Annotated in this window: 24 protein-coding genes and 1 riboswitch; of the genes, 12 read left to right on the plus strand and 12 right to left on the minus strand. The window is 71.7% G+C overall.

What is annotated here, in order from left to right; all coding sequences use genetic code 11:
- Positions 1–34 precede the first annotated feature (34 nt).
- Positions 35–146: riboswitch (SAM riboswitch) on the plus strand.
- 32 nt (positions 147–178) lie between these two features.
- From IF46_RS34805 to IF46_RS0116870, 4 genes are all read left to right on the plus strand, one after another.
- Positions 179–316: a hypothetical protein gene (locus IF46_RS34805; protein WP_198041458.1), complete on the plus strand. Its 138-nt coding sequence runs from the start codon at positions 179–181 to the stop codon at positions 314–316.
- Between the two features lie 105 nt (positions 317–421).
- On the plus strand, positions 422–1,288 hold the full coding sequence (locus IF46_RS0116860; RefSeq protein ID WP_030489307.1) for an ABC transporter substrate-binding protein: 867 nt from the start codon (positions 422–424) through the stop codon (positions 1,286–1,288).
- Positions 1,289–1,327: 39 nt separating this feature from the next.
- On the plus strand, positions 1,328–2,107 hold the full coding sequence (locus IF46_RS0116865; RefSeq protein ID WP_030489308.1) for an amino acid ABC transporter permease: 780 nt from the start codon (positions 1,328–1,330) through the stop codon (positions 2,105–2,107).
- On the plus strand, positions 2,104–2,847 hold the full coding sequence (locus tag IF46_RS0116870) for an amino acid ABC transporter ATP-binding protein (protein WP_030489309.1): 744 nt from the start codon (positions 2,104–2,106) through the stop codon (positions 2,845–2,847). Before IF46_RS0116865 ends, IF46_RS0116870 begins: the two co-directional genes overlap by 4 nt.
- A 20-nt stretch (positions 2,848–2,867) precedes the next feature.
- Here the strand turns inward: IF46_RS0116870 and IF46_RS0116875 are convergent, their stop codons facing one another.
- Positions 2,868–4,442 (minus strand): Na+/H+ antiporter, encoded by a 1,575-nt coding sequence (locus tag IF46_RS0116875; protein WP_198041459.1) that lies wholly within the window; start codon positions 4,440–4,442, stop codon positions 2,868–2,870.
- Positions 4,443–4,556: 114 nt separating this feature from the next.
- A complete protein-coding gene (locus tag IF46_RS0116880) occupies positions 4,557–7,877 on the minus strand; it encodes a BTAD domain-containing putative transcriptional regulator (protein ID WP_030489311.1) in 3,321 nt (1,106 codons plus the stop codon).
- Between the two features lie 128 nt (positions 7,878–8,005).
- Between IF46_RS0116880 and IF46_RS0116885 the strand changes: the two genes are divergently transcribed.
- The 3 genes from IF46_RS0116885 to IF46_RS0116895 all read left to right on the plus strand — a co-directional run bounded on the left by IF46_RS0116885 (position 8,006) and on the right by IF46_RS0116895 (position 10,087).
- Complete coding sequence (locus IF46_RS0116885) at positions 8,006–8,884, plus strand: alpha/beta fold hydrolase (protein ID WP_030489312.1); 879 nt, start codon at positions 8,006–8,008, stop codon at positions 8,882–8,884.
- A 361-nt stretch (positions 8,885–9,245) separates the two neighbouring features.
- Positions 9,246–9,695, plus strand: a complete 450-nt coding sequence (locus IF46_RS0116890; protein WP_030489313.1) for a hypothetical protein — start codon at positions 9,246–9,248, stop codon at positions 9,693–9,695.
- Complete coding sequence (locus IF46_RS0116895) at positions 9,692–10,087, plus strand: hypothetical protein (protein WP_030489314.1); 396 nt, start codon at positions 9,692–9,694, stop codon at positions 10,085–10,087. The genes IF46_RS0116890 and IF46_RS0116895 overlap by 4 nt, the downstream gene beginning before the upstream one ends.
- Before the next feature lie 14 nt (positions 10,088–10,101).
- On the opposite strand, the gene IF46_RS0116900 is transcribed toward IF46_RS0116895, so the two are convergent.
- The 4 genes from IF46_RS0116900 to IF46_RS0116915 form a co-directional block, all read right to left on the minus strand.
- Complete coding sequence (locus IF46_RS0116900) at positions 10,102–12,258, minus strand: hypothetical protein (protein WP_030489315.1); 2,157 nt, start codon at positions 12,256–12,258, stop codon at positions 10,102–10,104.
- A gap of 114 nt (positions 12,259–12,372) precedes the next feature.
- Positions 12,373–13,140 carry a TetR/AcrR family transcriptional regulator gene (locus tag IF46_RS0116905; RefSeq protein ID WP_030489316.1) on the minus strand — a complete coding sequence of 256 codons (768 nt, stop codon included), beginning with the start codon at positions 13,138–13,140 and terminating at the stop codon, positions 12,373–12,375.
- Positions 13,141–13,222: 82 nt separating this feature from the next.
- Positions 13,223–14,860, minus strand: a complete 1,638-nt coding sequence (locus IF46_RS0116910) for an MFS transporter (protein WP_030489317.1) — start codon at positions 14,858–14,860, stop codon at positions 13,223–13,225.
- Positions 14,854–15,549 (minus strand): SDR family NAD(P)-dependent oxidoreductase, encoded by a 696-nt coding sequence (locus tag IF46_RS0116915; RefSeq protein ID WP_030489318.1) that lies wholly within the window; start codon positions 15,547–15,549, stop codon positions 14,854–14,856. The genes IF46_RS0116910 and IF46_RS0116915 overlap by 7 nt, the downstream gene beginning before the upstream one ends.
- A gap of 164 nt (positions 15,550–15,713) precedes the next feature.
- Between IF46_RS0116915 and IF46_RS0116920 the strand changes: the two genes are divergently transcribed.
- The 4 genes from IF46_RS0116920 to IF46_RS0116935 all read left to right on the plus strand — a co-directional run bounded on the left by IF46_RS0116920 (position 15,714) and on the right by IF46_RS0116935 (position 19,677).
- Complete coding sequence (locus tag IF46_RS0116920; protein ID WP_030489319.1) at positions 15,714–17,078, plus strand: sensor histidine kinase; 1,365 nt, start codon at positions 15,714–15,716, stop codon at positions 17,076–17,078.
- Positions 17,066–17,731, plus strand: coding sequence for a response regulator transcription factor (locus IF46_RS0116925; protein ID WP_030489320.1), 666 nt, complete (start codon positions 17,066–17,068; stop codon positions 17,729–17,731). The genes IF46_RS0116920 and IF46_RS0116925 overlap by 13 nt, the downstream gene beginning before the upstream one ends.
- Positions 17,732–17,827: 96 nt before the next feature.
- Positions 17,828–18,889 (plus strand): Gfo/Idh/MocA family oxidoreductase, encoded by a 1,062-nt coding sequence (locus IF46_RS0116930; RefSeq protein ID WP_030489321.1) that lies wholly within the window; start codon positions 17,828–17,830, stop codon positions 18,887–18,889.
- Between the two features lie 239 nt (positions 18,890–19,128).
- The gene (locus IF46_RS0116935) at positions 19,129–19,677 is read left to right on the plus strand and encodes a DUF1062 domain-containing protein (RefSeq protein ID WP_030489322.1); all 549 of its coding nucleotides are present in this window, start codon (positions 19,129–19,131) and stop codon (positions 19,675–19,677) included.
- 32 nt (positions 19,678–19,709) lie between these two features.
- Here the strand turns inward: IF46_RS0116935 and IF46_RS34420 are convergent, their stop codons facing one another.
- The 4 genes from IF46_RS34420 to IF46_RS0116955 form a co-directional block, all read right to left on the minus strand.
- Positions 19,710–19,868, minus strand: a complete 159-nt coding sequence (locus IF46_RS34420; protein WP_157563107.1) for a hypothetical protein — start codon at positions 19,866–19,868, stop codon at positions 19,710–19,712.
- A gap of 197 nt (positions 19,869–20,065) precedes the next feature.
- Positions 20,066–20,269, minus strand: coding sequence for a winged helix-turn-helix domain-containing protein (locus IF46_RS0116945; protein ID WP_232234066.1), 204 nt, complete (start codon positions 20,267–20,269; stop codon positions 20,066–20,068).
- 208 nt (positions 20,270–20,477) lie between these two features.
- Complete coding sequence (locus IF46_RS0116950; protein ID WP_030335934.1) at positions 20,478–20,699, minus strand: hypothetical protein; 222 nt, start codon at positions 20,697–20,699, stop codon at positions 20,478–20,480.
- A gap of 248 nt (positions 20,700–20,947) precedes the next feature.
- On the minus strand, positions 20,948–22,030 hold the full coding sequence (locus tag IF46_RS0116955) for a PIN domain-containing protein (RefSeq protein ID WP_030489324.1): 1,083 nt from the start codon (positions 22,028–22,030) through the stop codon (positions 20,948–20,950).
- Positions 22,031–22,249: 219 nt separating this feature from the next.
- Between IF46_RS0116955 and IF46_RS0116960 the strand changes: the two genes are divergently transcribed.
- Positions 22,250–24,286 carry a glycosyl hydrolase family 28-related protein gene (locus tag IF46_RS0116960; protein ID WP_030489325.1) on the plus strand — a complete coding sequence of 679 codons (2,037 nt, stop codon included), beginning with the start codon at positions 22,250–22,252 and terminating at the stop codon, positions 24,284–24,286.
- Positions 24,287–24,332: 46 nt separating this feature from the next.
- Here the strand turns inward: IF46_RS0116960 and IF46_RS0116965 are convergent, their stop codons facing one another.
- Together IF46_RS0116965 and IF46_RS0116970 are read right to left on the minus strand one after the other, a co-directional pair.
- Positions 24,333–24,968, minus strand: coding sequence for a CG0192-related protein (locus tag IF46_RS0116965; RefSeq protein WP_030489326.1), 636 nt, complete (start codon positions 24,966–24,968; stop codon positions 24,333–24,335).
- Positions 24,969–24,981: 13 nt separating this feature from the next.
- Positions 24,982–26,085, minus strand: a complete 1,104-nt coding sequence (locus IF46_RS0116970) for an SRPBCC domain-containing protein (protein WP_030489327.1) — start codon at positions 26,083–26,085, stop codon at positions 24,982–24,984.
- Between the last annotated feature and the right edge of the window lie 23 nt (positions 26,086–26,108).

Genomic DNA, 26,108 nt, shown 5'->3' on the forward strand with positions numbered 1-26,108 from the left:
CGACCTACCCGTCGCTGCTGCTAGCCTCGGCGCAGGTCATGAGTGCCAGCGCGAAGCCCCGGCTCGCTGGCCGGCAACCCTCCTCCGCGGTGGGGTGCCCCGGGTGAAGACCAGGCACCGGCACGACGTCGGCGCAAGCGTGGCCTGGCACCCAGGTCAGCACAGACCCGGGAGAACCATGCGCATCCTCAGCACCCTCGCACCGATCGACGACGCGGACGTCCGCGCCGGTTGGCCCTCGCCGGCACTGACCCGGCGACGGCACGTGGACATGATGCGTTTGTGCAGCGCCGCCTGTCGCGGCACCACGCACTAAGCGCAGCGCTTCTCCCGAACCCTCTCCCTCACCGGTACGCCCATCGGGCGCACCGTCGGCGACGCACACCCGTGCGCGCCGGGACACCACCCTTCGGAGACACCCGTGCGACTTCTTCCTGCCCTGACCCGTGCCGCCGCCCTCGGCGCGGCCACCATCCTGGCCGCCACCGCGCTCACCGCGTGCGGCGACGACAGCTCGTCCGACGCCACCACCAACCCGTACGGCCTGGCCCAGCCGGGCGTGCTGCGGGCCGGCACGCTCACCGACGCCCCGCCGAACGTCTACCTCGAGGACGGCAAGTTCACCGGCTTCGACAACGACCTGCTGACCGCCGTGGCCGGCAAGCTCGGCCTGAAGGTGGAGTTCGTCGGCACCGACTTCTCCGCGCTGCTCTCCCAGGTCAACAACCACAAGTTCGACGTCGGCAGCTCCTCGATCACGATCACCGAGGCGCGGAAGAAGACCGTCGACTTCGGCAACGGCTACGACTTCGGCTACTTCGGCCTGGACGTCCCGGCCGGCTCGCCGATCACCAGCTTCGACCAGCTCACCGGCAAGCGGGTCGTGGTGGTGCAGGGCACCGTCCAGGACGACTACGCCACCGGCAAGCAGCTCAACCCGGTGCGGGTGCCGGACTACAACGGCGCGATCAACCAGCTGAAGGCGGGCACCGCCGACGCGTGGATCGCTCCGGCGGAGATCGGCGAGAAGTCGGCCGCCGACAGCAAGGGCAAGATCACCGTGGCGGCCAAGCAGCTCAGCCCGGCACCGACCGCGTACGCGGTGGCCAAGGGCAGCGACGAGCTGCGCAAGGCGCTGAACCGGGGCCTCGACGAGGTCATCGCCGATGGCACCTGGAGCCGGTTGCAGGCGCAGTACTACCCGGGTCGGCCGATCCCGGCGGACTTCAAGCCGGGCAGCGCAACGGCTTCGGCCACGCCGTCGGCGTCCGCGTCGGCCGCGTCCTGACCTGGTGACGAGCGAGCGGGGCGGTAGGAGAGGCGACCGATGGATCCGTTGAGCACTCTGTGGGAGACGTTCTTCGACGTCGACGCGATGCGCGAGGCGCTGCCCGAGATGTTGACCGTCGGGCTGCCCAACACGCTGATCCTCGCGGTCTCCGCCGCCCTGCTCGGCTCGGTGCTGGGTCTGCTGCTGGCCGTCGCCGGGATCTCCCGCAGCCGCTGGTTGCGCTGGCCCGCGCGGGTCTACACCGACGTGTTCCGGGGGCTGCCGGCCGCGGCGACGATCCTGCTCATCGGCGTCGGGCTGGCTCCGCTGGGCATGCAGGTGTGGGGGCCGGATCCCTACCCGTTGGGCATCCTGGCGCTGTCGCTCATCGCTGCCGCGTACATCGGGGAGATCTTCCGCTCGGGCATCCAGTCGGTGGAGGCCGCCCAGTTGGAGGGTGCCCGGGCGCTCGGCTTCTCCTGGACCGAGGCGATGCGGCTGGTGATCATCCCGCAGGGCATCCGGCGGGTGCTGCCCGCCTGGGTGAACCAGCTCATCGCGCTGATCAAGGATTCCAGCCTGGTCTACTTCCTCGGCCTGGTGGCCAGCCAGCGGGAGCTGTTCCGGATCGGGCAGGACTACGCGGCCACCACCGGCAACGAGTCGGCGCTGCTGCTGGCGGGGCTGTTCTACCTGGCCCTGACCGTCCCGCTGACGCATTTCGTCAACTGGATCGACGGGCGGCTGCGCAACGGTCGGCCGGCCACCGCGTCGGCGGACGAGGACGACGACACCGCGACGGCGCCGTACGCCGCGACGAAAGGAGACCGGCGATGACCACTGACACGACAACCTCGGTCAGCCTCGACGTACGCGACGTGCACCTCGCCTTCGGGCCCAACCGGGTGCTGCGCGGCGTCGACCTCACGGTGCCCCGTGGCGCGACGGCCTGCGTCATCGGCCCATCCGGGTCGGGCAAGTCCACCCTGCTGCGCACCATCAACCGGCTGATCGAGCCGGACCGTGGCGACGTGCTGCTGGACGGGCGCAGTGTGCTCGGCGACGACCCGGACGCGTTGCGCCAGCGGGTGGGCATGGTGTTCCAGCAGTTCAACCTCTTCCCGCACATGAGCGTGCTGCGCAACGTCACTCTCGCGCTGCGCCGGCTGCGCAAGCTCGGTGAGGACGAGGCGGAGATGGTGGCCCGCGCCCAGTTGGAGCTGGTGGGGCTGGCCGGCAAGGCGAATTCCCGGCCGGCGCAGCTCTCCGGTGGTCAGCAGCAGCGGGTGGCGATCGCCCGGGCGTTGGCGCTGCGGCCCGAGGTGATGCTCTTCGACGAGGCGACCTCGGCGCTCGACCCGGAGCTGGTCAAGGGTGTCCTCGGGGTGATGGCCGACCTGTCCGCCGCGGGCATGACCATGGTGGTGGTGACTCACGAGATGGGCTTCGCCCGACAGGTCGCCGACACCGTCGCGTTCATGGACCGGGGCGTGGTGCTGGAGGCCGGGCCGCCCGAGGCGATCTTCGAGCGGGCCGAGCATCCGCGGCTGCGCCGCTTCCTCGACCAGGTGCTCTGAGCCGCGCAGGCCGGCGGCGTTCAATCGTTGGGCTCGCGTCCCAGCAGCCGGATCTCCTCGTTGTCCAGCGCCGATTGCAGCTCCTGGAGCACCAGGTCGTCGATCTCCCGGTTGTCCCGCAGTCGGGTGACCTCCCGCCGCTTGTGGGCGAGAACCCCGAGGCGTAGTCGGCGTTCCAGCCGGCGCTCCTCGGCGGTGCTCCCGCCAATCTCCTTGAAGTCCTCCAGGTGCCGTTGGTACTCGGCTCGCAGCCGACGTACTGAGTCCGCCTGCGCGCCGACCTCGGCGGCGACCTGGGGTAGGGCGGCCAGGCCGACCTCGGTGGCCCGCCGCCGGGCGTTGCGGGCCTCGTCGACGCGTTCCGGGTCGCCGACCAGCCCGGCCCAGTGCACCACCAGCGGCAGGGTGGTGCCCTGGACCAACATGATCAGCACGATCACCAGCGCGGTGACGAAGATGATCAGGTCGCGTTCGACCACCGGTTGGCCAGCGACCGTCACCGTCGGAACGGCCAGCGCGGCGGCGAGCGACACGGCGCCCCGGAAACCGGACCAGCCCGCGACGGTCCCCACCCGCCAGCCGGAGGGACCACGGCCGTCGTCCACCATCCGGCGACGCCGCAGGCGCGCCGACTGCGCGGTCAGGTAGATGAAGAGCAGTCGGGTGGCCACGACGACCAGGGTGACCACCAGCACGATCACCAGAGCCCGTTGGGGCGAGGTGCTGGTGATGCCGCGCACCGCCTGGGGAATCTGCGTGCCGAGCAGCACGAACAGCCCACCGTTGATCAGGAACGTGGACAGGTCCCAGAACGCCAACGCCAGCACCCGGGACCGGGCGCGGATCACCCGTGGGCCGGCGTAGGACAACACCAGACCGGCGACCACCACGGCCAGCACACCGCTGGCGTGCACCGAGTCGGCGAGCAGGAAGGCGCCGAACGGGGTCAGCACGCTCAGCGCGCCCTCGCGCAGCGGGTCGTCGAGCCGCTTGCGGATCAGCACCACGGCGACCCCCACCAGCAGACCAGCGAGCACACCACCGACGCTGGCGCCGACGAACTCCTCACCGATGCCGAGCACGCCCGGCTTGGCGCTCTGGCTGAGCAGGCCCACGGCCACCGCGAAGACCACAAGCGCGGTGCCGTCGTTGATCAAACTCTCCGCGTGCAGGGTGGTGAGGAGCTTGCGGGGCAGCCGCTTGGCCAGCCCGGTTACCGCCGCGGCATCGGTCGGCGCGAGGACCGCGCCGAGCACCCAGGCGGCGGCGGGGTTCACCCCGAGTGCCTGCGCGGCGAACGACACCGTGACCATGGTGAGCACCACCAGCACCACGGCGAGCAGCCCGATCACCGGCAGGTTGGCCCGGATCTCGCGCAGGCTGATGGTGAGGCTCTCCCGGTACAGGATCGCCGGCAGGAAGATCAGCAGGACCAGGTCCGGTTCCAGGCTGACCTCGGACAGCGGCGGCGTGAGCCCGAGCAGCACGCCCAGCCCGATGAGCAGGACCGGCGGGGCGACCCGGTATCGACCGCCGAGAGTGGTGCCGACGAGGACGGTGAGGCCGAGCGCCACGATCAGGACGAGCGCCTCCACGCGTACCTCCCCTCGGGCCATGGCCGACGGTGGACGCGCCGGTGGTTCCATCTGACCGCACCCGCCGGCTGGTTCCGGCCCAAACCGGCAAGTCGCGGTGACGGCGGAGGACGCTCAGGGCCCGGAGGCGGCGGCACGGGCGCGGGCGGTGACCGCGCGGGCCGTACGCCGGTGCCCGGCCGCTTCCTCGTCCCGGCCCAGCGCGGCGGCCAGGTCGGCCAGATGCCCGGCCACCGGGCCGACGGTGAGCACCCCACTGCCGGCGGCCAGTTCGTCGGCGGCCGGCAGCAGTTCGGCGTAGACCCGGGTCATCGTGGCCCGGTCATCGAGGGCGCACGCCGCCCGGCCGACGAGGCAGAGTCGCACCTCGCGCAGCAGATCGTGCGGCCCCTCCGGAACAGCCCGCAGCGCGGCCGCGGCCGCGTCCCGGTCATCGGCGGCCAGCAGCAACGGCCGGACCCACGGCTCGTGCGGACCCCAGTCCAGAGCCGCCCAGTCCTGCGCGCCGGACCCGGGGGTCGGCCCGGCGGCAGCACCGGGCCCGGCGGTCGGCTGGTCGTCGCCGATGGTGTCGGCCAGCCGCAGGCCGAGCAGGGCGAGCGGAAGCAGCCCCCGGGTCAACCCCGGCATGTCGTCGGCGCTCACCTGGTCGGCAGCCAGCCGGTACGCGTCCGCCGCCGCGGCCGACCGGCCCATCAGCGCCAGGCGCAGTGCGGCGTACCACCGGGTGAAGACGCCGACCAGCGGCAGCTCGTACCGCTCGGCGAGGCGGTCGGCGGCGCGCGCGTGCGCGTCGGCGCCGGGCCCGTCGGCCAGCGCGCAGTTGGCCTGGACCAGGATGAGGTGGCCGAGCACCTCGAAGGTCACCAGGTGGTGCCGGGCGGCCAGGTCGACAAGCTCGCCGCCGATCCGAGCCCGCGCACCGGCCAGACCGACGCGGTGGAAGGCGTGCATGAAGCGGGCGTTGAGCGCAAAGGCCAGCAGCCCGGAATCGCCGACGGCCCGGGCGATCGTCTCGGCCTCGTCCGCAGCACGACGGCCACGGTCGGTGGTGGTGCCGCGCAGCTCCAACGCGAGGGTGCTCAGCAGCCGGCTGCGCTGCGCCGAGCCGGTCGACCCAAGCGCGGTCAGGGCGTGTTCGGCAGCTCGAACGATGTGCACGGAGAGCAGGTCGTCATCGTTGCGCGTCCAGATGGCGGGCACGTCGAAACCCGCCAGCACCTCCTGGATCAGCAGAGGATCACCGACGGACTCGGCAGCGCTGATCGCCTCGGCTCGCCGCCGCCGCGCCTCGACCAGCCGACCCGTCACCGCCAGCGAGCGGCCCAGGCCGAGCAGCGCGGTCAACCGTTCACGCGGCTCGACTCCACCGGCGCGGTCGTACGCGTCGATCGCCTGCCCCCACAGGCGGGCCGCCTCGTGGGGGTTGCCACCCCGTTCGGCCCGCTCGGCCGCCGTGCGGGCGTACGCCGACGCGCGAGCGGCGGCAACCGGCCCACCCGCGCGCAGCAGGTGGTACGCGAGAGCTGCGGGTTCGGTGGGTTCCCGCCGTCGCAGCACCTCGGCGACGGCCGCGTGCCAGGCGGCGCGGCGCGACGCGGACAGGTCGGCGTAGAGCGTGTCGCGGACCAGGATGTGGGTGAAGCGCAGCAGGCCGTCGGATTCCCGTTCGGTGAGGAACCCGGCCTGTAGTGCGTGGTCCACGGCGTCCAGCGCTGCCGTCGGGTCACCGGTCAACGCGCTCAGCACGTCCGGGTCGAGGTCCCGGCCGAGCACGGCTGCCTGCCGCAGCACGGTACGGGTCGAGTCGGGCAGCTGTGCCAGGCGGTGCCGGATCACGTCGCGTACCCCGGGCGGCACGGCGGCCAGCGCCGCCTCTCCCTCGCCCGCGTAGAGCTGGGCCAGTTCGCGGACGAAGAACGGGTTGCCGCCGCTGCGGTGATGGATCAACCGGGCGATGGCCGGGCTCAGTTCCGTCCCGACGATGGCCCGGACCAACTCGCCGGTCGCTGGCGCGGACAGGCCGGCCAGATATTCCCGGGTCGGCTCCAGTCCGGCGACGCGGGCGAGAGTGGCGGTCAACTCCGGGCTGATCTCGGTGGCCCGGTAGGTGCCGAGGATCAGCACCGGCCCGCTGGCCGGCTGCGGGCCGGTGAGCAGCGCGGTCAACAGGTCCAGGGTGTCACCGTCGGCGCGGTGCAGGTCGTCGAGGACCAGGAGAACCGGCCCTCGCTCGGCGACCGCCGAGATCAGCGACGCCACCGCCCGGCGTCGACGAAACCGTGCCCCGGTCGGGTCGGCCGGGCCGGTGGCCGCGGCGGTGTCAGCCGGCTCGGCGAACGTGTCGACGATCTGCGTCCACGGCCAGGCCGGTGGGGCGCCCTCATACTCCGGGCTGCGTCCCCACGCAGTGGTCCAGCCCTCGGCGACGAGTTGCTGGGTCAACGTCTCGGCCAGCGCGGTCTTGCCGGCGCCCGGGCCGCCGCTGAGCAGGGCGAGGGTCGGCTGGTGGCGTCGGGACGCGGCCTCGGCGGCTCGCCGCAGCCGTCGCAGCTCCGCGTCGCGGCCGACGAACGGCCGCTGTCCCGCCTCGACGGGGGGAACGAGTTCTGCGGGGCTGGACGTGACGATTCGGTCGAGGGGCGGGGTGAGGTGCGGCGCCTGAGCCAGGATGTCGGCTTCCAACCGCCGCAGCTCGGGACCGGGGTCCACACCAAGCTCGGCCACCAGGACGTTGCGGGCATCCCGCAGCGCGGCCAGCGCGTCGCCCTGCCGGCCGGCGCGGTACCGGGCCACCGCCAGCAGCCGCCAGGCGTCCTCCCGCAGCGGGTAACTGGCCAGGTGCGCCGGTAGGTCCGCCGCGGCCTCGTCTGGCCGGCCCAACGCCAGGAGCGCCTCGGCCCGCCGCTCGACGGCGAGCATCCGCAGCTCGTTCAGTCGGTTGATCTCGGCGACCGCCCAGGTCTCGTTCGCGCAGTCGGCGTACGCCGGCCCGCGCCAGAGCCCGAGTGCCCGGTCCAGCGCGGCCAGGGCCGGCGCGGGACGTCCGGCCGCCAGTAGCGGGGCTGTCTCCCCGACGGCCGCTTCGAACTGTCCGGCGTCCACCGCGTCCGGGGCGGCCTTCAGCACGTACCCCGGTGGCTCGGTGACCAGGATCCGGGGCGGCTGTCGGGGTGGCCGGTCGGGCTCCAGGGCCCGGCGCAGGTCGGCGACGAACGTTCGGATGGCGCCTACCGCGCCGTCCGGTGCGACCTCCCACAGGTCGTCGACGAGACGATCCACCGGCACCACCCGGCCGTGTGCGATCAACAGCCGGGCCAGCACCAGGCGCTGCCGGTGCCCCCGCAGCGCGACCGGGCCGCGCTCGGTCGCGGCGAGCACCGGCCCGAGCACGCCGAAGGTCACCGCGACGGGCACCGTCAGCTGCCTGGTCATGGCACCAATCTAGGCGCGACGGCCGGCCGGCACTGATTCGACGCTGACCGTCTGCTGATCACCGCCGGGCAGGCTCGACGAGGTACGGCGGCGACGGGCCACCGCACTGCTCACCAGGAAGGTTCCCCATGGACTCCAGGATCATCGGATTCGACTACCGGCGCGTCACTGTCGCCGATGGTGTGACGCTGAACGCCGCCGTGGGCGGTTCCGGCCCAGCGATCGTGCTGTTGCACGGCTTTCCGCAGACCCACCTCATGTGGCGGCACGTCGCGGCCGACCTGGCCGCCGACCACACCGTCATCTGCCCCGACCTGCGCGGCTACGGCGACAGCGACAAACCCGTCGACACCGACGGCACCGGGTACGCCAAGCGCACCATGGCCGCCGACATCGTGGCGCTGGCGGGCACGCTCGGCCACGAACGGTTCGCGTTGGTCGGGCACGACCGGGGTGCCCTCGTCGCGTTCCGGGCCGGTCTCGACCATCCGGCGGCGATCAGCCAGCTCGCCCTGCTCGACGTGCTGCCCACCCTGGACATGTGGGACGTGCTGCACGGCACCAGCGCCGCGGTCGGTTTCCACCTGTACCTGATGGCCCAGCCGCCTGGCCTGCCCGAACAGCTGATCGCCGGCAGCCCGGACGCCTTCTTCGGTCATTTCCTGGACGTCTGGACGCGTGATCGGGAGGCCCTGCCGGCGGACGTGCGGGCCGCGTACCTGCGCGCCTCCCGGAACGCGGTTCCCTCGATCGTCGCCGACTATCGGGCATCGGCCGGGGTCGACGTGGACCACGACGCCGCTGATCGGGCGGTCGGCAACCGGCTGCGGATGCCGGTGACCGTGCTCCAGCAGGACTGGGGTGCGGCACTGGGCTACGACGCGGCCGCGGTGTGGCGGGCCTGGGCTCCTGATCTGGAGCACCGGACCGTCACCTGCGGGCACTTCATGGCGGAGGAAGCGCCGGCTGAGGTGCTGCGGGCGGTGCGGGCCCTGCTCGGCCGCTGACCGCTCGGCGGCCCGGTCACGCCACCATCGCCTTAAGTAATATATGCGACACGTTACGTAATGGGCGAAGCGGCGCGGCCGGGCTGCCCGCACTCGATTGGACCAAACCGTTCGACACGGCTCTGACCTGCTTATATGCGACGTAACACCAGGTGGACGCTAACCACTCAACGGTGATACACAGGCAGATATCGGCAGCCAACGACGGCGCGTCGCCTCATCTCCTCAACCAATCGATTCTTCGCACGCGCCGCCAGCACGGGCTCAACCGCAGACCGGCCTCCACGCTCGGGAACCTCGACGCGGCCCCGGCCCACGAGCCGCTGGCGGTCGAATGCCGGTTCTCGACCAGGGAGTTGCCGTGAGAAATTTACGAGTACGGGCCAAGCACCAACCGTTCGAGGTGGCCGCGCTGGTCATGACGCCCATCTGCGGTGTGCTGCTGCTCGTGCTGGACGTCCGGCCGCCGTCGGTCCAGTTGTCCATGCCGGAGCCCCTCCAGGCCGGCTGGGAGATCGCCCTGATCGTCGTCGGCCTGGGCGGCCTACTGGGCATTCTGTGGCCTGGCCAGCTCTCCACCGGCCTCGGTGTCGAGCTCGCGGCCGTCCTGGTGCTCGGCACCATCACCGGCATGTACGCGGTGGCGCTGGTGGCGGTCGCGGGTCAACAGGGCATCGTCGCCGCGTCGTTGATCGCCGCGGTGCCTGCCGGGTCCTTCTGGCGTGCCGCCCAGATCACCATCGACCTGCGCTGCATGGCCAAGGGCCACCAGTGCTCGACGCATCGACGGGTAATAGGAGGTGTGACGTGATATCCGCTCCGGCGCCCGAAGCGCCGCACTGGGTCCAGGTGCTGCTCAGCCTGCTTGGCGTGCTGGGTGGCACCACTGGCCTGGCTGCCATCGCCACCGTGGTGTCACAGCGCGGCAAGTTCAAGGCCGACGCTGCCGACACCCTCACCGAGGCCGCCCTCACCCTGGTCCAACCGCTCCAGATGCGGATCACCGAGTTGGAGGGCGAGGCGTTGAGCTCTCGATCCGAGCTGGGGCTGCTGCGCGAGCAGGTCAACCAGTTGCAGTTCGTCGTCCGGGTGCTCAGCCGCACGCTCGACCGGTGGCGTACGGCGGTGCACGCCCCCGACGCCACGTTGCGCAAGATCCGCACCGTTGTCTCGGAGTCGGAACGGATGGCCGAGGACCGCTGAGCGGCTTCGACGACTCAGCCCCGACCACGCAGGCGTCCGGCGAGTTCGCGCACGGCCGCCCGGAACTCGGGATCGGTCTCGCCCGGATGGTGCCCCCGCAGCGGCGGCGCAGACCGCTCCCCCGGTGCCGGCAGCAGGTCCCGAGGATCGCGCAACCGCCGGTCGACCTGACCCGCCGGGTCGGCGGGGTCCGGGGGCGGATCGCCAGGCCGGCGTGCGGCGAAGACCCAGCCGCCAACCGGGTCGGTGTCCCGCCAGAGGTTGAGCCACCGCCACTCGACCCGCTCTCCCACCTCGCGCAGCACCTTCTCGTTGAGGTAGGCCGGGAACAGCCGGGCGTACAGGCGGTCCAACGGTGACCCGTAGGTGAGCAGCGCGACCCGCTGGCGTACGCGCGGAGGCAGCCGCAGCACCGCGAGGACGAGCAGCGCGGACCCGTGGCTGTGCCCGCAGAGCAGCACCCCGCTGTGCCGCTCGGCCAGTCGACTGATCCGGTCGGCCAACTCCGGCACCGCACGGTCGGCGTAGCTCGGGGGTGCGAACGGGTGTGCGGCCCGGGGCCAGAAGGTGCCCAGGTCCCACAGGATGCCGACGTGCCGGCGGAACCACGTGCTCCGGTAGGCGAAGACGCCACTCGCGAACAGGGTGAGAAGCACCGCGGCAACGAGGTAGGCACCTCCCGTGAGCCCCATCTGGACAGCTCCGGCCGGCAGCCCGAGCAGTTGCCGCGCCAACTCCTCCGGCTCACGCCCGGCACCCCCCAGCAGACTCGTGGCCAGTCCGATCACCGCGAGGACCGCGTACGTGGCGGCCAGCAGCCCCAGCCACTCGGTGAACCGTGCCCGCGCGACGGCCCGCGTCACCAACCGCAGCCGCCCGGCCGCCTCCGGCGGCACGACCGGGAAGTCGCGACGGCTGATCGCCGCCGCCGCACGACGCCGTCGACGTCGCGACAGGAGGGTCAGGGCACCACACAGCAGCGCCGCCGCGACCACATGCAGGAAGAAGGCCAGCAGCGTCCAGCGGTACGCCGCTGGCGGCCCACCGTCGGCGCGGTACCCGCCAAACAGTTCCCCCGCCTGGTAGACGAGGCCGGCGGCGAGCGCGCCGGCCAGGCCGACGGCGAGGGCGGCGATGACCGCCGCACCCAGCCCACGCCGCAGCGCGGCCCGGCCGCCCGTACGACCCCGGTGCCACAGCACCAACCCGCTGAGCAGCACCAGCAGGACCATCTGACCGAGCAGCGCCCCACCCGCGATCCCGCCATAGCCGGGGAGCCCTGCCGACGACGACCAGTCACGCTCGGCGCGCGCGACGATGACGAGGGTCGCCACGCTCAGGCCGACCGCCACGACGCCAGTGGTGCGAGCGGTCAGTTCGGCCGCTCGCGCGGTCGCGGCCCGGTCGATCAGCCCCGGGGTGGCGAGCAGAATGACGCAGGCCAGCAGCACCGCCGCGCTGAGTGTCAGCAGCAGCGTCGTCACCAACGTCGCGCCACCGGCGCGGCGGGCCGTGAGCAGCACGAGATCGAGTACGGCGAGCGCGGCGGCGACGTGGATCGCTCGCAGCCGCCGCACCAGCGGCTCCACTGCCCACAGCGGGTTGCCGGCCGGGCGGGACCGGCGGGTGCCGAGAAGTCGGAGGAACCCGATGGCGGCGATCGGCAGGAGCGCCAGCAAGGCCAGCCGCTGCCCGACGTGCCGGCCGTCGAGCCCGGCCGTCGTGTCGAACGGGGCACGGCAGCGGGCCGCACCAAGACACTGCCAGGCGAGCAGGTCGAGGGCCACCCCGGCGATGGACACCACGTACAGCACGGTGAGGTTGAGCGCGAGGAGCCGGCACAGCACGGTCACCCCGGCGGCGCTGCGGCCCGTGGGCCGCATCCACACCGCCACGTTGCTGAACATGAACGGCAGCAGGAAGACCAGGGCGAGGGTCCGGGCCACGGTGCCCGACGGCAGGTCACCCCAGCGGTACGCCTCAAGCGTCACCCCGGCCGGGTCGGTGCCGTCCGCCCGGTCGGCGCGGTGGAAGCCCCCACTGTCGTCGCCGGCGACCTGGTGGACCGGTGCCCGGTCGAGGATGACCGCGGGGTTCGCCCCGGACACTCCGTGCACCCGCAATTCCACGATGTCGTGCCTTCGCGGTTTGTCGCCGCGCTCGCCCGCCATCGCCATCCTTCCCCGGCCCGCGGCTGCCACCGCCGCCCCAGTCGTACCACCCGGACGGCCGGGCCCGAGTCGGTTCCGCCGAGCCCAGCGGCCGGCGGCGAGCGGTGCGGTCGGCTAGCGGTTGGCCGCCCGCTCGGCGACCACCACCGAGATCCCGTCGAGGACGCGTTGCAGACCGAACTCGAAGGCGTACTCCGGGCCGTACGCGGCGCCGTGCTGCTCGCCGGCCGCGGTGCCGACCCGGGCGGCGGTCGGGTACGCGCCGGCCGTCATGAACGTCTCCAGCCAGGGCGCGTGCGACTGCCACCACTGGCCGTCGGTCATGCCGGTCTCGCGCTCCAGGTCGACCACCTCGGAGGCGGCCCGCGCGGCGCTCTTCACATGGCCCAGCACGAGGGTGAGCACCGCGTCGATCTCGACGTCGGTGAGCCCGATGTCGACGATCGCGCCGAGCTCGTAGTCGTACTTCGCCATCAGGTGTGGGCCGAGCACCGGCCGGGTCGTCTCGGCCCGCAGCATCCAGGGATGCCGCTGGTAGAGCGCCAGATTGTCGCGGGCGATCCGCTCCAGCCGGGCCCGCCAGTCTCCCTCGACGGTGGGGCGTGGCATCTCGCCGTACACGGTGTCGATCATGACGGCGACGAGTTCGGCCTTGCCCGGCACGTAGGTGTAGACCGACATCGTGCCGACACCCAGCGCCGCACCGACCCGGCGCATGGTCAACGCGTCGAGGCCCTCGACGTCGGCGATGTCGATCGCGGCGCGGACGACCCGGTCGACGCTGAGCCCCGGGCCGGCGCTGCGGCTGGTCGGCTCCCGGGTGCGCCAGAGAATAGCCAGGCTGCGAGCCGGGTCCGCGGTCGCCTTGCGCTCACTCGCCATGGTGCGGCCATCCTAACAACGCGGCCGTACGCGGTACGTCTGCGCGGCCGGCGTTGCCCGAGCGTGCGCGCCGAGGCGTGCGTCAGGTTGCCTCGCGGTCGTCGGAGAACGTCGGGCCGGCGGCGGCGGGCAGCAGGTGTCGCACCACCGGTTCTCCGTCGGTCAGCTCCTGGGCCCGTAGCTCGGCCGCGCGGTCCTCGCCGGTCAACCGGCCGCCGTGCTGGCGCAGGTGCTCGTCCCAGGACGGCACCAGATACACCTCGACGAAGCGGTCCGTCGTCTCGGCCGGCCGGAACAGCCCCCAGCGCATCGCGCCGGTCCGCTGCCGCGCGCCACGCACCAGGTCCATCGCCGCAAGGAACCCCTGGGACCGCTCCGGCCGGACGGTGTACTGCACCGTCACCAGCACCGGCCCCACCCCCGGGTCTGGCTCGTGCGCCAGGTGCAGTTGTGGCCAGTAGGCCGCCGGTTCACGGTTCGCCATCGTCCGCAGGTCCGGCAACGGCCAGAGCCGACTCGTCGCGGTGCCGATGAGCATCACCACCGCCGCCGCGACATAGGCGGCGACCAGCCCGGCCATGTCGGCCACCAACCCCCAGAGCAGCGCGCCGGCCGCCTGTCCACCGGCGAAGCACACCTGGTAGACGGCCAGCCCGCGGGCCCGCACCCAACCGGGCAGGAAGAGTTGCATCTCGGCGTTGACGTTGGCCAGCACCGTCACCCAGGCCATCCCGGCGGGCAACAGGACGATGAGCACCAGCGGCACCACCCGCACCGTGCCGACCACGACCAGCGCGGCGGTGAAGACCGCTCCGGCGATCAGCAGGAGTTGGTTGGCCGACAACCGGGTGCGAATCACGGCCAGCAGCAGCCCACCCACGATGGCCCCGATCCCGAGGGCGGCCAGCAGCAACCCGTACCCGCCGGAGCCCAGCCCCAGCCGACGGTTGGCCACCAGCGGCAGCAACGCCCAGAGCGCGTTGGCCGGGATGACGAAGACCAGGGCACGACGCAACAGCCGGCGTACGGTCGGCGAGTGCCGAACGTAGCGGCTACCGGCGCGCAGCGCGGCGGTGAACCGCTCGGGCACCTCGACCGCGCTCGCGTTGCGGGGTCGCCAGCGCCACAACGCGTACGCGAAGATCAGAAACGCGACGGCGTTGAGCCCGAAGACCGAGGCGACGTTGGTCCGGGCGATCAGCACGCCGGCCACCGCCGGCCCGACCGCCCGCGCCATGTTGACGCTTATCGAACCGAGCGCGGACGCCGATCGCAGCTGGTCCTGCGGCACCAGCTCCGGGATCACCGCCGCCCAGGCCGGCAGGGTCAATGCCTGCCCGACCCCGAACGCGAAGGTGAGGGTGAGCAGCAGCGCTGGCGGCATCCGGTTGGTCAGGGTGAGCAGCGTCAACGCCACCGCCACCGCCACCAGGAACAGCTGCACGGCGATCAGCAGGTGCCGGCGGTCGAAGCTGTCGGCCAGCACCCCGGCGGGCAACGCCAGCAGCAGCACCGGCAGCAGACTGGCCGTCTGCACCAGCGCGACCAGGGTGGAGGCGTTGGAGTGGTGGATCAACAGCCACTGCGCGCCGACGGTCTGCATCCAGGTGCCGATGTTGGCGGCGAGCAGGGCCAGCCACAGGTTGCGGTAGACCGCGGTACGCAGCGGCGCCCACGCCGAGGCCGGACGGTCGGCGGGTCCGGCTGCGGCCGTCACCACCGCCCGTCCGCGCGCAGCACGCGCTCCCCGGAGACGTAGAGGTCGTCGGGTTCGAGCAGCAGCAACCGGACGACCTCGCTGGCGACCTGTTCGGGCATGGCGTACACCTCGTCCAGGAACTCGGCCCCCACCCGTTCCTGTAGCCGCGTCGGCATCGGCCCGGGATGCAGCTGCATCACCTTGACCCGGTTGCTGTGCTGGGCCTCGGCCAGCGAGTCGACAAGGCTGTTGCCGTAACTCTTGGTGGCCCGGTAGACGGGGATGCCGGGCCGGGGTGCCGCCAGCGCCAGCGCGCCGATGTACACGACGTTCCCGTGCCCCTGCCGGTGCAGGTGCTGCACCGCCTCCCGCAGCAGGTAGGTGATGCCCAAGACGTTGATCTCCACGGCCCGGCGGATGTGCTCCACCGACAGGTCCCCCAGCTCGCCGCCCGCCCACATCGAGGCGCAGGCCGCCACCCCGTCGATCGTGCCGTAGCGCTGCACCACCTCGGCGAAACCGTCGCGGACCTGCTCGTAGGAGGAGATGTCGCAGACCACCCCATCGCAACCCAGCCCGTCGGTCGCCGCGGCGACCTCGGCCGGCACGTCGCCGAACACCACGACCTGATGTTCATCGACAAGCAGTCGGGCCACCGCGAGGCCGAGACCGCTGGTCCCGCCGACCACCACGAAGGTTTTGGCACCCATGTCTCTCCAGCCGCCGCCAGCACGCCGTCACGCGGGCCGCGTGACGGCGCGTTCTTCCCGTTTCCGGACCGCGCACACCCGTTCGACGGGTAGTGCTGGGCATACCTGGAAAAGTGGATCTGGACGGCTGGGGTCGGCCCTCGCCCCCGATTAGCGTCTGTCGCATGACCCCGGAACACCCCTCGCACCTGGCCGAGGCGCTGCGCCGCCGCCGCTGGCTGCTCTCCGCCTGGCCCTGGCGGGCGCTGGCCTACCTGGTTACCACCGTGCCGATCGCCGGTGTGCTCGGCGTCGGGCTGCTCATCATCGGCGGACCCATGCTGCCCGTCATCAGCACGCTCCGGCAGCACGGCCGACCGCCGAGCATCGCGCTGATGCTGTTCCTGATCACCGGCAGCATCATCCTGCTGGCGTTGGCCCCGCTCCTGAGCTTCGCGGTGGCCGCCGTCGAGCGGTGGCGGGTCCGGCTCGTCGACGACCGACCGCTGCCCTCGTCGCCGTGGCCGGGCCTGGTCGCCCGCTACCGCGGCGCCGCGACCTGGCGGGAGGTGGCGTACCTGTTCTGGCTGGGCGGGTTCACGCCGATCGCGTACTGGGTGTTCCTGATCCTGGTCCTGCTCGACCTCGGGATGGTCACCAGCCCCTGGCTGGCCGGCGACGCCAACGAGCCGGTGGTGATCTGGCAGCCGATCGACAGCACCGGCGAGGCGATTCCGTACGCGATCGTAGGGGTGTTGCTGATCCCGGTGCTCTGGTACGCCCTCGGTCTGCTCGCCGCCGTCCAGGCAGCCGTGGCCCGGTGGCTGCTGGCCCACCCGGTGGACGCGGCTGCTCTGCGCGAGGTCACCCGCTCGCGCACTCGACTGGTCGGCGCGTACGAGGCCGAGCGACGCCGCATCGAGCGTGACCTGCACGACGGCGCCCAGCCCCGACTCACCAGCCTCACCCTCCAACTGGGCCTGGCCCGACTGGACGTGCCGGCGGACTCCCCCGCCTCCCGACCCCTAGCCGTGGCGCACGACCAGGCCCGGGGCCTGATGGTGATGCTGCGGCAGTTGGTGCACGGCATCCGCCCGCAGAGCCTCACCGACCTCGGCCTGGCCGGCGCCGTACGCGAGCTGGCCGACGCCGCCACCATCCCGGTCACCGTGCACGTCGACCCGCACGCCGACCCGCACGTCGACCCGCACGCCGACCCGCACGCCGACCCGCACGTCGACCCGCACGTCGACCCGCACGTCGAGCTGCCCGAGATCGTGGAGACCACCGCCTACTTCGTGGTCTCCGAAGCGCTGGGCAACGTCGCCCGGCACGCCCAGGCGACCCGCGCCGACGTACGCCTCACCCGGGCCGGCGGTGACCTCGTCGTCGAGGTGTCCGACGACGGCCACGGCGGCGCCGACCCGGCCCGGGGCACCGGCCTGACCGGGCTCGCCGACCGGGTCGCCGCCGTGGACGGTCGGCTGCTGCTGTCCAGCCCGCCCGGCGGTCCTACCCTGGTCCGGGTGGAGCTGCCATGTCGTCGCTGACCCGGGTGGTGCTCGCCGAGGACGAGGTGCTGCTGCGGGAGGGCCTTGTCGCGCTGCTGACCCGCTTCGACTTCACGGTGTGCGCGGCCGTCGGCTCCGCCCCCGAGTTGCTGGCGGCGGCCCGCGAACACCAACCGGACCTGGTGCTGACCGACATCCGGATGCCGCCGGGCCGCCGCGACGACGGGTTGCGCGCGGCCGTCGCGCTGCGCGCCGAGCGTCCCCACCTCCCGGTCGTGGTGCTCAGCCAGTACGTGCAGACCGGGTACGCGGCGGCGCTGCTGGACAGCGGCGACGGTCAACGGGTCGGCTACCTGCTCAAGGACCGGGTCGCCGAGGTCACCGAGTTCGTCGACACGCTGCGCCGGGTCGCCGCTGGCGGCACCGCCATCGACCCGGACGTGGTCCGGCAACTCCTGCACCGCCCGCGCGACCCGCTCGCCGCGCTGTCCGCCCGGGAACGCGAGGTGTTGGCCCTGCTCGCCGAGGGGCGGTCCAACGCCTCGATCGCCGGCCGGTTACACGTCAGCGAAGCGGCGGTCGGCAAGCACGTCGGCAACATCCTGCTGAAGCTCGACCTGCCGCCCAGCGACGACACCAACCGTCGGGTGCTCGCGGTCCTCACCTACCTGCGCGCCGACCCAGTGGGCTGACGGGCCGAGATCACCTCCGATCATCCCGGGCGTAGATTCTGCACAGCGGTACCAGCGCCAGATCGAGGCGCGGACCAGGGGAGATGGGGGCACGGCATGGCGGAGGCGCTGCGGGTTGGTCTGCTGGGGTATGGGCTGGCGGGGCGGGTGTTCCACGCGCCGCTGATCGCCGCCACCCCCGGGCTGCGGCTCGACGCCATCGTGACCCGCGATCCGCAGCGACGCGAACAGGCCCGACAGCACTTCCCGGACGCCCGCCTGGTCGACGACGCCGACGAACTGTGGCGTACGCCGGACGCTCTGGACCTGGTCGTGGTGGCGACGCCGAACCGGCAGCACGTGCCGATGGCGCGCGCGTCGCTCGCCGCCGGCCTGCCGGTCGTCGTCGACAAGCCCCTCGCCCCGACCGCCGCGGAAGGCCGCGCGCTGATCGACGAGGCGACCGAGCGTGGAGTGCCGCTGACGGTCTTTCAGAACCGGCGCTGGGACGGTGACTTCCTGACCGCCCGCCGCCTCGTCGAGAAGGGCGAGTTGGGGCAGGTGCTGCGCTTCGAGTCCCGGTTCGAGCGCTTCCGTCCGACGATCAAGCCGGGCTGGCGGGAGCTTGCCGCTCCGGAGGAGGCCGGCGGCGCTCTCTTCGACCTCGGCGCCCACCTCGTCGACCAGGCGGTGCAGCTCTTCGGCCGGGTCGATCGGGTCTACGCGGAGGTGGACCGTCGCCGCGCGGGCGCGGTTGCCGATGACGACGCCTTCGTGGCGTTGACCCACGCCAACGGGGTGCACTCGCACCTGTGGATGGGCGCAGTCACCGCTCAACTCGGGCCGCGACTGCGGGTGCTGGGCGACCGGGCCGGCTACACCAGCTACGGGCTGGACGTGCAGGAGGCGGCGCTGCACGCCGGCGGCCGACCGGGCCAGCCGGGCTGGGGCGAGGTCCCGCCGGAGCGTTACGGCCTGCTCGGCGTCGACGGTGACCTGCGGCCGGTGCCGACCGAGCCCGGCGCGTACCAGAGCTTCTACGCGCAGGTGGCGGCGGCGCTGCGCGACGGCGCGCCGATGCCGGTGGACCCGCGGGGCTCGGTCGAAACTGTCGAGCTGATCGAGCTGGCGCACCGTTCGGCGGCCGAGGGCGTGGTGCTGCCGGTCCCGACCGCCTGACCGGAGCCTGACCGGAGCCTGGGCGGCGCGTTGCGCCACCCGGGCTCTTGGGGTGCGCGCGAAAACCAGTGGAACGGCGCTCTTGTGCGCCGCTACGGTGCTGCGCAACCAGGTCGTCTAGGCAAGGACGTGCCGTTGTACACCCTGTGAGACCTCCCGAGAGCTGATCTGTCGCGCGTCGCGCACGAGCGCCGCGCTCCTTTTTGCTGCGGACTTCTCACTGAAACCGGTGTACTTCTGTGCTCAAAAATTGGGCCGTCGTGCCCACCTGCCTGCCCATCATCAACCGTCGTTGCCACGCGTGCGCATCCCTACGCCTTCGGGCGAACGGCAAGTTCCGCGTCAACGCCAACCAGAAGCTCCTCGACGTCTGGCTTCTCGCGCTCTGCACCGAGTGCGGGGACACGGCGAAGCTCACCGTCCTGGATCGGATGACCGTGCGCTCCATCCCACCCGAGTTGCTGGACCGGCTTCATGCCAACGATCTTGGCCTGGCCGCCGAGCTGCTTCAGGATCCGGCCGTTCAGCGCCGTAACCGATTCGTCCTGGACTGGACCGGCGCCTGGCGTCTCGACACCGGCCGATCGGATCACCTGGACCACGACGTGATCGACGTCGCGGTCCGCAACGCGGCGCGGATCCCGGTTCGGCCGACCCGACTGATCGCAGCGGGTTTCGGCCTCTCCCGGGCCGAGGTCGATCGACTGATCACGGAGGGGAAGGTCGTTTCGGCACTCCGGTTGAGCGGCAAGCTCTCCGGGGACTTCACCTTCACGCTCAAGCGCTGAGCCCTTCTAGGGCCTGTCCGGCCGGGCAGGCCCTAGTCGGCGCTCTCCTCGGAGGGAGCGTCGTCCGGCACCCGGGCGTCGTCGTCGGTCAGCGCGTCGTCCGACGAGGTGGCGAGGTTGGCGAGCCGACGCTCGGCCTCCCGGACCTCTGCGTCGAGCCTGGGGTTCTCCTCGTCCGGGCCCTGCGACATGAGCGACCTCCATCGGGCGCGACCGGCAACTCTCCGTGTACCCGGGCTGACGGCGGAGACACGAGCGTCCGCCGCCGCCCCTTGATCAAGTGATGAAAAGTAGCTGAATCCGCTCACCAGGACCTATTTTTCATCACCTGATCACTCGATGCTGAGTAGTCGAATCGGTCCACCAGGAACTACTCCTCATCAAGTGATCAAGGAGACCGGATGTCCTCGGCGACCCACAGGCCGCGGCCCTGAAGCCCCACCACCAAGCCGCGTGTCTGAAGAACAATGATCGCCCGTTGGACCGTGGTCACACTGACGTCGTAGAGGTCTGAGAGTTCGTTATAGGTGGGCAAACGCTCCCCTGCCGCGTACTCGCCGCTCTTGCTACGAGCGGCGAGGTCCTCGGCCACCTCGCGGTATCCGCCGGTAGGTATGGGGCATGTGAAGGTTCCTTCGTTCGGCACCTTCCATCGGATCACGCTGCGGCGGTGACCGCGGAGCTTGACGTGATCTGCGAGCTGAGCGCTTTCGGCGACCCGGTGTACCGAGCGCCGGGCCGGTCGGCGGAGCGCGCCGGGCTGAAGCCCGGGAGCGTTGCCGACCCGGCCCGGTGCCGGATCAGCGCTGCTTTAGCTCGCGCCAGGATGGGTGGGTGCCGCGCCAGGCGTCGGCGAGGATGGCCGCCGAGGCCCGGCTGGGGCACTGCTGCACCCGCTCACGGCCCGACGCCCCACCAATCTGGGCGCGAACCTCCCAACCCTGCCCGTCAGTACGGATGTACACGTCCCTGCGCCCGCGCGGGGTCGTGTCTCCGTTCCACCAGTGCTCCTCCACCTTCATTCGCCGACCGTATAGCAATTCCCGCGCCGAGGGTATGGCGCAGGTATGCCCAGACCAGGGTAAGGCCGACAATTCAGGCGTATTTCGGGTCAACCGTTGGGAGTTCGAAACCACAACGGGCAGTTATCCCGCCCCTGACTTGCAAATCAGGAACTCCCACCCCTCAGCCCCTGTTGATCAAGAGGTTTGCGTCATCGGGGTACGCGATCCGTGACGCAAACCTCTTGATCAACGCACGCAGGCCGGGGTCAGGGCTGGGTTTTCAGGAGGTAGTCGTCGGCTTCGGGGCTCCAGCGCAGGTCTAGCACGCCGGCGGTGGCGGCGGCCTTGCAGAACTGGAGGAAGCTGCGGTAGCCGAGCTTCTTCTCGCTGAAGTCGGGGCGGGCCCGGCGTACCTGGTTCTTCAACCCGGACAACGCCACCGGGTTGCCGCCGCTGCCCAGGTCCGCCACGACGCCTCGGAGCAGGCCGAACGCCACCTCACGGTCGCCGTGTTCGGGCAGCGAGACCTCGGGGTCACCCTTCGCCGGACCCTCGGCCAGCTCGATCACGTTGCGCTCGGCGAGGTGGCGCAGCAGTTCGCCGAACGTGCGGAAGCCGTAGTCGGACTCGCTGAACGTCGGGTCCTTGCGCAGCAGGGTGCGCTTGAGCCGGGAGGCGGTGACGTCACCGTTGGCGCTGCCCTGCAACCCGGCGACCGACTGGGCGACCAGCACGGCGAGGGCGTCCACGTCCCGTTCGGGTTCGTCACCCTCCGGGCGACGGTCCACCTCCCGCTCCGGCTCGGCTGGGCGCTGCTCCGCGCCGGTCTGCCGGGTGGCGGGACGAGCACGCCGACCCCGGGCCGGCGGGATGTCCACGCCCTCCAGCCGGTCGTAGTAGAGGAACTCGTCGCACGCCGGGGGGAGCAACCCCGACGTGGACCCCTCGACCCCGACGCCGATCACCCGCTTGTTCAGCTCGCGCAGCTTGTGCACCAGCGGGGTGAAGTCGCTGTCCCCACTACAGATCACGAACGTGGAGATGTAGTCGCGCTCGAACGCCAACTCGATCGCGTCGACGGCCATCTTGATGTCCGCGGCGTTCTTCCGGGATGCCCCCATCCGCTGCGGGATCTCGATCAGCTCGACGTGGGACCGGGTGAGCATCCGGCGGTCCTCGTCGAAGAAGGACCAGTCGGCGTACGCCCGGCGGACCACCACCCGGCCTCGTTCGGCCAGCGCGTCGGCGATGGGCCGGAAGTCGAAGGCCGCGCCACCGCGATGGTCGCGCGCGCCCAACGCCAGGTTTTCGTAGTCGAGGAACAGGGCGATCCGGTCTTCTTGATCCACGCGGATCAGCCTACGCCGGGCATGAGCTGGTCGGGGCGGACGACGCGCGACACCTCAACTCGACGACCGTCCATTTCTTGCGGCCTGATAGTCGTTTATTTTCGTTGTTCGATAGGCGTCTTGCAGCGCCATGCCCGGTGCTGCATCATGACGATCAATGTCGGGCGTCGGGGGAGCGCCGGACGGACCTCCACCACCACCCACCCAGGAGGGTCACCGATGTTTCGCAGCCTCATGCCGGCGCGGGGACGCCCCGGCCGGCCCAGCGGCACCGCCGCCGCGCTCGCGGCCGGGCTAGCCGTGCTCGTCGCCGGGCCCACCATGGCCGCCGCCAGTCCACCCGTGTCCGCTGGCGCGCAGCCGGTGGTCACCCGGGCCGCCCTCGATCCGGCGCTGGTCGCCGGACGCGGCGCAGACGTCGACTTCCTCGAGCAGGAGGCGGAGAACGCCCGCACCAACGGCGAGATCATCGGGCCCGACCGGAGCGCCTACACGCTGCCCGCCGAGGCCTCCGGCCGCCGGGCGGTCCGGCTCACCCCCGGGGAGTACGTAGAGTTCGTCCTGCCCAGCGCGGCGAACGGGATCACCGTGCGGTACAGCATCCCGGACGCCCCACAGGGTGGTGGGATCACCGCACCGCTGCGGGTCGCGGTCAACGGCAAGCACGTGCGCACCATGACGCTCACGTCGCAGTACTCGTGGCTCTACAACCAGTATCCGTTCACAAACGACCCGCAGGCCGGGCTGCTGCACCCGGACTGGTGGATCACCGAGTGCCAGTGCGTGCCGTCGGCCACCACGCCGTACCCGAGCATCAACAAGCCGTTCCGGCCCACCCACTTCTACGACGAGCAGCGGCTGCTGCTCGGGCGTACCTACCGGGCCGGTGACAAGATCCGGCTCACCGCGCCGCCCGGTAGCGCTGCCGCCTGGACCGTCATCGACCTGCTCGACTCCGAGTTGGTCGCGCCGCCGCACGTCCGGCTGCTCGCGGCGAACGTGCTCGCCTTCGGCGCCGACCCCACCGGCCGACGAGACTCCGCAGACGCGCTGGACCGGGCCATCGCCTTCGCCCGGCGCACCCACCTCAAGGTGTACGTCCCGCCGGGCACCTACCAGGTCAACCGACACATCATCGTCGACGACGTGACCATCGAGGGCGCCGGCAACTGGTACACGATCATCAAGGGCCGTGAGGTCGCCCTGCCGACCCCCGCCCCGGACGGCTCGGTGCACACCGGAGTCGGGTTCTACGGGCGGGACGCCGCCGACGGCGGCAGCCGTAACGTGCACCTCTCCGGCTTCGCCATCGAGGGTGACGTGCGGGAGCGCATCGACACCGACCAGGTCAACGGGGTCGGCGGGGCGATGAGCGACTCCACCATCGACGGGCTCTACCTGCACCACACCAAGGCGGGCCTGTGGTTCGACGGGCCGATGCGCAACGTCCGCGTCACCAACAACATCATCGTCGACCAGATCGCCGACGCGCTCAACTTCCACACCGGCGTGACCGACTCCCTGGTGGCGCACAACTTCGTCCGCAACACCGGCGACGACGGCCTGGCCATGTGGTCGGAGAAGACGGCAAACGCGCGGAACACGTTCGACCACAACACCGTGCAGTCACCAACTCTGGCCAACGGCATCGCCATCTACGGCGGCACCGACACCACCGTCTCGCACAACCTCGTCGCCGATCCGGTACGCGAGGGCAGCGGTCTGCACGCCGGGGCCCGCTTCGGCGCGGAGCCGTTCACCGGGCACCTGCGGTTCACCAACAACACCACCGCCCGCGCCGGCACCTACGAGCTGAATTGGAACATCGGGCTGGGCGCGATCTGGGTCTTCGCCCTGGACCGGAGCATCGAGACGCCCATCGAGGTGACCGGCGACGCGTACCTGGACAACACGTACAACGCGATCATGCTGGTCAGCGACTGGCCGGTGAAGGATCTCTACTCGATCGACAACGTGCGCTTCCGGGACGTCCGGGTCGACGGCACCGGCACCTCGGTCGTCAGCGCCCGCGCGGAGGGGTCCGCCTCGTTCGCCAACGTGGACGCCCGCAACGTTGGCGCGGTCGGCGTCAACAACTGCGGATCGTTCCACTTCAGCCCGGCCGGTTCTGAGTTCACCCTGACCGACCTCGGCGGTAACGACGGCGGGTGGCTCGCGCCGTGGCTGCTGCCCAACACCATCACCTGCGACGACCGGCCAGCCGTGTCGCCGCCCCCTCCTCCGGCGCAGTGGTGAACGCGGTGGGCGGCCCGATGCTCGGGCCGCCCACCGCACCCACAGATCAGCGCGTCCTGGCGTACGCCAGCGGCACGGTCGTCGACTGACCGTCCCAGCTGCCGCTGAGCATGGCCCCGGCTGACCCGGTCGCCCCGGTGCCCGGCCGGCGCACGACGACCAGCTCGACGGTGTCGGTGGCGATGAGCGTGCGGTCCTCGTCGACCACCCGTCGCAACGCGCCAACGGCCGGCTGCTGGGCGTCGGTGGCGCCGTCGACGACGACCGTCACCGTCGGCTCACGCACCTCGCGCCGGCCATCGACCTCGACGTACTGCTCCGCCTGGCCGGCGCCGCTGAGGATCGCGTGGGCGAGCGCGGCGGCGTACACCGGGTCGGCGCAGCCGTCGTACACCCAGCGCCGGCCGAGCACCGAGTGCTCGGTGGTGCCGACCAACCAGGAGTCCGCACCGTCGAAAGGCGCGGCGCGGTAGGTGAGCGGAACATGGTGGACCGGCCCGTCGGCGACGCCGACCAGCATCGTCTCGATGCCGACCTCGCCGGCCGGGTCGTCGAAGCGGTAGGCGCCTCGGCTCATCACCTCGACGCCGGTCGGCCCGGCGAACCAGGGTCGGCCGGGCAGCCAGGTCGCCAGCAGGTCGAGCTTCGTGGGGCGCAGGGTCGCCTTGTGCAGCAGTGCCATGCCGGCAGCCTAGTCAGAGGCCCGCGCAGGGGTTTCCCTCGAACGTACAGCTCTCCGGCTCCCGAGCCTTCGGCCGGCTGTCGCGGACGTCGAAGCTGATCCGCTGGGACCCCCGGGCCACCACGGAGATCCCGAAGAAGGTGATCGTCCGCCCGTTCTGTCGCCAGTTCGCCCCGTCGACGTCATCGACCGTGGTGCCCTCGGCGAGGGTGATCACCACGGACCGATCCGCTATCGGTGCGCCGCTCGGGTTGTCGACCACGATCTCCCCGGTGTAGCCGAAAAGTCGAGTGGATTCGGTCTCGTAGCGAGCGACTGTGCCAGCTGACGCCGAGGGTGGCGCCGCCGACGTCGGGGTGGGCGTGGGCTTCAACGACGGGGTACGACTCGGGCGGGTGGTCGCCGAGGCGGTGGTGGTCCGCGAGGGACGCGCCGAGGTGGTCGCGGTGGGCACGACCGTGGCCTTGCCGACCGTCGCGGTCGGAGACTCGCCAGCCGTCGTCGGTATCAGCGCGGCGGACGTCGGCGTCGACTCGTCGGGCGGCAACGTTACCCATGCCGCCGTCCCCGCCACCAGCACGGCCCCGGCCACCACGGCGATCAGTGTGCGACGCCGACGGGGGTTGCGGCCGGCCCTGCCACGAAGGCCGATCAACGGCAGCTCCGCGGTCAACCCACCGTCGCCGCGCCGCAGGTCGACCTGCTGGAAGGCGAGCCAGTCGAGGATGGCCGGCAGCCGCACGGTAAGCGCCTGCCGAAGCTGCTGCTCGCGTGGCCCGTGCTGCTCGGCGGACCACGCGCCGTGCGTGCTGACCTCCCGTAGCTCCAGCCGGCAACCCTGGTTCGTGGCCGTGACCGTGCAGGTCAGCTCGCTGAGCCGGCCGGCCTGGTCGCAGGCCAGCACGAGGAGTTCCGGCTCCTCGCGCTCGGTCACCTCGACCTCGACGTTGGCCTCGAAGCCGGGCAGGCCGGCCGTGCGCAGCACCATCCGGTCCGGTACGCCCTCGACCGTCTCGGCCTCGGCGAACCACCGGCCGAGCAACTCCCGATCGGTCAGCGCGAGCCAGACCCGGCCGGGTGGGTGGGACAGGTCGACCTGGGCACCGATCTCGATCACGGCGAGACTCTAACGGGTTGCCC

Origin of the sequence: Micromonospora chokoriensis (genome assembly GCF_000718555.1) — a bacterium.
Classification (GTDB): Bacteria; Actinomycetota; Actinomycetes; order Mycobacteriales; family Micromonosporaceae; genus Micromonospora; species Micromonospora chokoriensis_B.